The organism is Bacillus sp. AFS001701, from assembly GCF_002559405.1.
Classification (GTDB): domain Bacteria; phylum Bacillota; class Bacilli; order Bacillales; family Bacillaceae_G; genus Gottfriedia.
Genome location: NZ_NTZO01000156.1, coordinates 1 through 5345, shown reverse-complemented (window position 1 = coordinate 5345; position 5345 = coordinate 1). Strand labels below are relative to the sequence as shown.

The 5345-nt window shown below is 33.8% G+C and carries 5 protein-coding genes; 3 read left to right on the top strand and 2 right to left on the bottom strand.

Translation table 11 applies throughout. The features are described 5' to 3' along the window. Window positions 1-96 precede the first annotated feature (96 nt). The 3 genes from CN514_RS12235 (at window position 97) to CN514_RS12225 (ending at window position 2748) form a co-directional block, all read left to right on the top strand. On the top strand, window positions 97-1110 hold the full coding sequence (locus CN514_RS12235) for an SIS domain-containing protein (RefSeq protein ID WP_098232827.1): 1014 nt from the start codon (window positions 97-99) through the stop codon (window positions 1108-1110). 63 nt (window positions 1111-1173) lie between these two features. Further along, on the top strand, window positions 1174-1959 hold the full coding sequence (gene frlD / locus CN514_RS12230) for a fructoselysine 6-kinase (protein WP_098232826.1): 786 nt from the start codon (window positions 1174-1176) through the stop codon (window positions 1957-1959). A gap of 60 nt (window positions 1960-2019) precedes the next feature. After that, window positions 2020-2748, top strand: a complete 729-nt coding sequence (locus CN514_RS12225) for a GntR family transcriptional regulator (RefSeq protein WP_098232825.1) — start codon at window positions 2020-2022, stop codon at window positions 2746-2748. 78 nt (window positions 2749-2826) lie between these two features. On the opposite strand, the gene CN514_RS12220 is transcribed toward CN514_RS12225, so the two are convergent. After that, entirely contained in the window at window positions 2827-3645 is an 819-nt protein-coding gene (locus tag CN514_RS12220) for a M15 family metallopeptidase (RefSeq protein ID WP_098232824.1), read from the bottom strand. 131 nt (window positions 3646-3776) lie between these two features. Further along, window positions 3777-5222, bottom strand: coding sequence for a cardiolipin synthase (cls, locus tag CN514_RS12215; protein WP_098232823.1), 1446 nt, complete (start codon window positions 5220-5222; stop codon window positions 3777-3779). Between the last annotated feature and the right edge of the window lie 123 nt (window positions 5223-5345).

Here is a 5345-nt window from a genome sequence, read left to right as displayed (position 1 = left end):
TACTAGCTTCTTAATTTTTTGAAAAAGCGATTGATTTATTTGTTATATTTAATTATAATACAAGACATAACAATTATGTTTTAGGGGGATCTAACCATGTTAAAATTTGATGAAACGTTATTTTTAAAACTTGTAGAAGAAGAAGGACTTGCATTTAGAAGTAAAATTGAGGATATCGTCGATTCAATCTGTCAAAAAGATTACAGCAATCTTTTCTTGATTGGTGCTGGCGGAACGATTGCAATGATGTATCCTTATAAATATATTTTAGAATCAAACTCAACGATCAATGTACATGCCGAAATCGCTGCCGAGTTTATGGTCATGAACAATAAGCACTTTTCAAAGGATTCAGTATGTATTTTCACCTCAGTTTCAGGGACAACACAAGAAACTGTTGCAGCGGCAGAGTTTTGTAAAGAAAGAGGGGCAACTACAATTGCTTTAGTAGCGGAGCCAAATACTCCATTAACGCAGGTAGTAGATTACTGTATTACAACGGGCTCGGAAAAGCATTCCTTTGATACGTTCTTTATGTTGTTGTACATGGTAGTATTTCGCTTCATGTATAATAACAATGAATTTCCGCAATATGAACAGTTCACAAAAGAAGTTTCCTTGTTGCCACAAGCAATTTTAGCTGCTGTAAAAGACTTTGATAATAAGGCTGAGGAATTTGCTATTAAACATAAGGATACAGATTACCATATGATGGTGGGCTCAGGTAACTTATGGGGTAACACTTATTCATATGCAATGTGTATCTTGGAGGAAATGCAATGGATTCATGCAAAATCCATCCATGCAGCGGAGTTTTTCCATGGTACGCTTGAACTAGTAGTTGAAGATACTAGTGTTATTTTGCTTAAAGGTGAAGATGAAACAAGACCATTGATGGATCGTGTTGAAAGATTTGCTGAAAAAATTACGAATCAATTAACTGTTATTGATACAAAGGACTTTGAATTGCAAGGCATTAGTGAGGAATTTAGAAAACATTTTTCTGTCAGTATTAACTGGGCAGTCTTAAGTCGAATCAGTGTTTACCTTGAAAGGGAAAGAAACCACTCATTAGACCTAAGAAGATACTACCGCAAAGTAGAATATTAAAAAAATTAGTGGGCACTACATTGTAGTGCTCGTTTCTTAGAATAAAAAGAAGGTAGGGATTAGATGAGAATTGTTACAGTCGGCGATAACTGTATGGATGTCTATCTTACAAACGAGAAAGTGTATCCCGGTGGAAATCCAGTAAATGTTGCTGTCTACTTAAAAGAGCTAGGGGCAGACTCTTCTTCGTATATCGGCTGGGTTGGAAGTGATTCCTATGGTGAACAAATGATTAAGTCGATTCAAAGTAAGGGTGTAGATACATCGTTTATTTCTAAAAAGATCGGAAAAACAGCTGTTACCCATGTTGAATTGGTTAATAATGACCGTCATTTTGGAGATTACGATGAAGGAGTAATGGCACAGTTCACATTAACTGATGAAGAACTGGAGTTTATTCAAACCCAACAACTCGTCCACGCTGGTATATGGGGACATGTTGAGGAGTATTATCCACTTTTTAAACAAAGAGGGTTACTTACTGCATTTGATTTTTCAGACCAGTTAGAGCACGATTTAGTAAAGACACTACCTAGTTATGTGGACTATTCCTTTTTTTCCTATAAAAAAGATGATGAATATATCAGGGGATATTTAAAAGATGTAAACACACAAGGTTCCAAGATTGCTGTTGCTACGCTTGGAGAAAATGGATCTTTAGCTTTCGACGGGAAACATTTTTATCAATTTGGGGTATTGGAAGATAACGTTGTAGATACGATGGGAGCAGGAGACTCTTTTATAGCTGGTTTTCTTTATGGTACTTTACAGGGCCTTTCGATCCAACGGTGTTTGGAATTGGGAACCAAAACGGCTGCAAAAACAATTACCTATTTCGGTGCATGGTGACGATAACTAGTCGGCAGTGTATAATAATGTTGAAAAACATTGACGGATAGGATGAAAATTATGAACCTAAATTCTTCAACCCCACAGCCTCTCTATATGCAGATTAGGCAAATGCTACAGAACGATATTCAACAAGGGAAATATAAACCAGATCAACAGATTCCTACAGAAGCTGAGCTTTGTGAAACGTATAATGTCAGTCGAATTACTATTCGGAAGGCCATTGAGGAATTAGTGAAGGATGGTACATTAACACGCATACCTCGCCGGGGGACGTTTGTAGCTTCGAATAAGTTTAATAATGAACTGTTATCTGTAAGCGGATTCTCGGAGTTTAGCCACCAACTAGGGATGATTCCAAATTCCCGAATCCTTAGAAGTGAAGTCATCCCGGCATCAAAGGATGTTGCAGAACATCTTAAAGTTGAAGAAGGAAGTCGCGTACTAGAGCTTGAGCGACTTATGTATGTGAACGACCGTCCACTTTTTTATGATATTGCACATTACTCACTAATTCGTTTTCCAGATTTGGAAAAGAAAATTGCAACAGATGAATCCACATATAAAGTTCTCTCAAAGGACTATAATACAGAAATCCTAAGTAACGATAAAATCATCGACGTAATCGGTGCGACAAAAGTATATGCCAATTACCTTGAATGCGATATAGGAGCCAATCTCTTTAAAATCCTAAAAATCGCCTATGATTCAAATGAGGAACCAGTCCACCTTTCAACGTTTATGTGTGAAACAAGTAAGGTAACCTTAACTGTTCATCGGACAAAATAGAAATAATTCTATTTTAAATAGAATACATATTTTTATAAAAAACTCACTTTTGATTCTATTCAAAAGTGAGTTTTATCATTAATAATTTGCAGGATTTACCTGGATAGCTTTAAAGTTTTGATTATTATCTGAGTAATGCCACCATTCTTTAGAATAGCCTTCAAAACCTACTTGTCTCATTGTCTTATCCATAATTTGATAATTTTTTTCCTGTACACTGCTTCGTTTATAACTTTGAGATGCTCGTGAAGAAAAATCATCGAATTTAGATTGCATTTGTACTTCTTTTCCATCTAAAGTACATAGTGTAATATCCACCGTTGCGCCAAGTTGGTGCCCACGGATATTTTTAGGATCAGGTTTCGCTACATAATTCGAATTAGGATATGCGTTCCAAAGTGTTTGTTGTGCAGATAAAGGACGATAAGCATCCCATACTTTAATTGTATATCCTTGTTCTTTAAGTATTGTGTTTGCTTTTGCTAATTTTTTTGCTGTGCTTGTCCTAAGTATTGCTTGACTAAAATTATAAATACGTTTGCCAGTAAAGTTATTGGTTGTGTTATATTTCAAGTCAACAATAATACTTTTATCTAATGATTTAATATTAGTGAACTCCGCCGTCACATATTTTCCATTTATAAATCCTGTTGATTTTTTAAATTTAATTTTATACCATCCATTGGAGTGTTTTTTAATAACCGTTAAAAGTTGGCCTTTTTTAACTGAACCGATTAACTTATATGATGTACTAGGCCCACTACGGACATTTAATTTATTTGCAGTTACAGTATAAACTTTATTTGCTGCATAGGTAGAAGTTGGATTTGTAAAGAAACTAATCGATAGAAATGAAAGAATTAAAAAAACTATAAATATCTTCTTAATAATTCTCATGTGTTTCACCTTCTTTGAATTTTTAATAATCTGCTAACTATAACCATTATTCTACAGAAAAGCTCACATCACCTTTCATTTTGAAACCATAAAGATAAATAAAAACATTACCGTTAAGTAATGTTTTTTATTCATAATATTGGAGATAAGAGGCGTGAGATAGCTTCTTTTAACTTGATTATGACTGATCGCTCTTGATATTTTTCAATTGTAAGCTCACTACTATGGTTACTATCAAGTAAAAAAAGATTTTGTAGCTCAGAAGCTTTTTCTTCTGAATAGGTAATCGCGTTAATTTCGAAATTTAATTTAAAACTACGTGTATCAATATTCGTAGTACCTACCGATGCTACTTCATGATCAATAACGATTGTTTTAGCATGTAAAAAACCATTCTCGTAAAGTAATATTTTTGCGCCATATGACAAAAGTTCTCCAGCGTACGATAGAGATGCCCAATACACGAATGGGTGATCAGGTTTACTTGGAATCATTATTCTTACATCGATACCGGATAAAATTGCGATTTTGCATGCGTCCATAATGCTTGTATCTGGAATAAAATACGGTGTTTGAATATAAACGCATTTTTTGGCAGACATGATTAACTTAACATACATGTTTTTTAAGTGTTCTGTTTCTGAATTTGGTCCACTTGCAACTATTTGGATAGGGGTACTTCCGATATTTTTTACATTATTAAATGAGAATTCTTCTATATTATGTACAGGTTGATTAGTAGCTTGTTGCCAGTCTAAAATAAATCTACCTTGAATTTGGTTTACTGATTCTCCCTTTATGCGAAAATGAGTATCCCGCCAATAACCAAATTTTTTATCAATACCAAGATACTCATTTCCAATATTGAACCCTCCTATATAAGCAATTCTTCCATCAATAATACACAGTTTTCTGTGATTCCTATTATTTAATCGAAAATTGATGAGTCTTAAAAATGAAGGGAAGAAAGCTCTTACCTCACCACCATGTTTAACAAGTTCTTTGAAAAAAGAAGGAGTAATTCTTTTGGAACCAATGTCATCATACAGGACTCGTACTTTCACACCTTCTGCCGCTTTTTTTGAAAGTTCATCTCTAAGTTTCTTTCCTAACGAATCACGCTGGATGATATAGTACTGGACATTAATTTCTTTTTGGGCAAGTTGGATGTCTTTAAATAAAGAATTAAATTTTTCGTGTCCATCTCGAAACGTTTGGATCTCGTTATCTGTCGTTAATAAAGCGTTAGCTGACTTTAAATTCATCATAATTAAATGTGAATGCTTTGATAATAGCTCATCTTGAAGAAAACTTTGATCATTATGAATTTTATTAGCCTGGTCTGTAACCGCCAATTGTAGATAAGTACTTTCTTTGGTCGATAGATGGTAGAAATTCTTTTGTTTTAGCTGTCTACCTAAAAATAGATATAGTAAAAATCCCACTATAGGTATAAAAAGTAAGATCATTAACCACGCCCATGTAGCGACAACATCTCTTTTTTCAATAAATACTAGTACTCCTGCTAAAAGTATATTGATGATAAGGAGGATTGTAAGAAAATTATTAATATCCATTTTTCACCCTTCCTATTGGTTAAATTACCTTATTTTAGTTTAATATCTTTTTTAATGCTCATTAATATATTTTTTATATAAAAGAACAAAGTATTCGAAAACACTTCATAGTAACTCTAAAAT

Coding starts and splice junctions, on each gene's coding strand:
- CN514_RS12235 (WP_098232827.1), top strand. CDS start 97: ATGTTAAAATTTGATGAAACGTTATTTTTAAAACTTGTAGAAGAAGAA.
- frlD (WP_098232826.1), top strand. CDS start 1,174: ATGAGAATTGTTACAGTCGGCGATAACTGTATGGATGTCTATCTTACA.
- CN514_RS12225 (WP_098232825.1), top strand. CDS start 2,020: ATGAACCTAAATTCTTCAACCCCACAGCCTCTCTATATGCAGATTAGG.
- CN514_RS12220 (WP_098232824.1), bottom strand. CDS start 3,645: ATGAGAATTATTAAGAAGATATTTATAGTTTTTTTAATTCTTTCATTT.
- cls (WP_098232823.1), bottom strand. CDS start 5,222: ATGGATATTAATAATTTTCTTACAATCCTCCTTATCATCAATATACTT.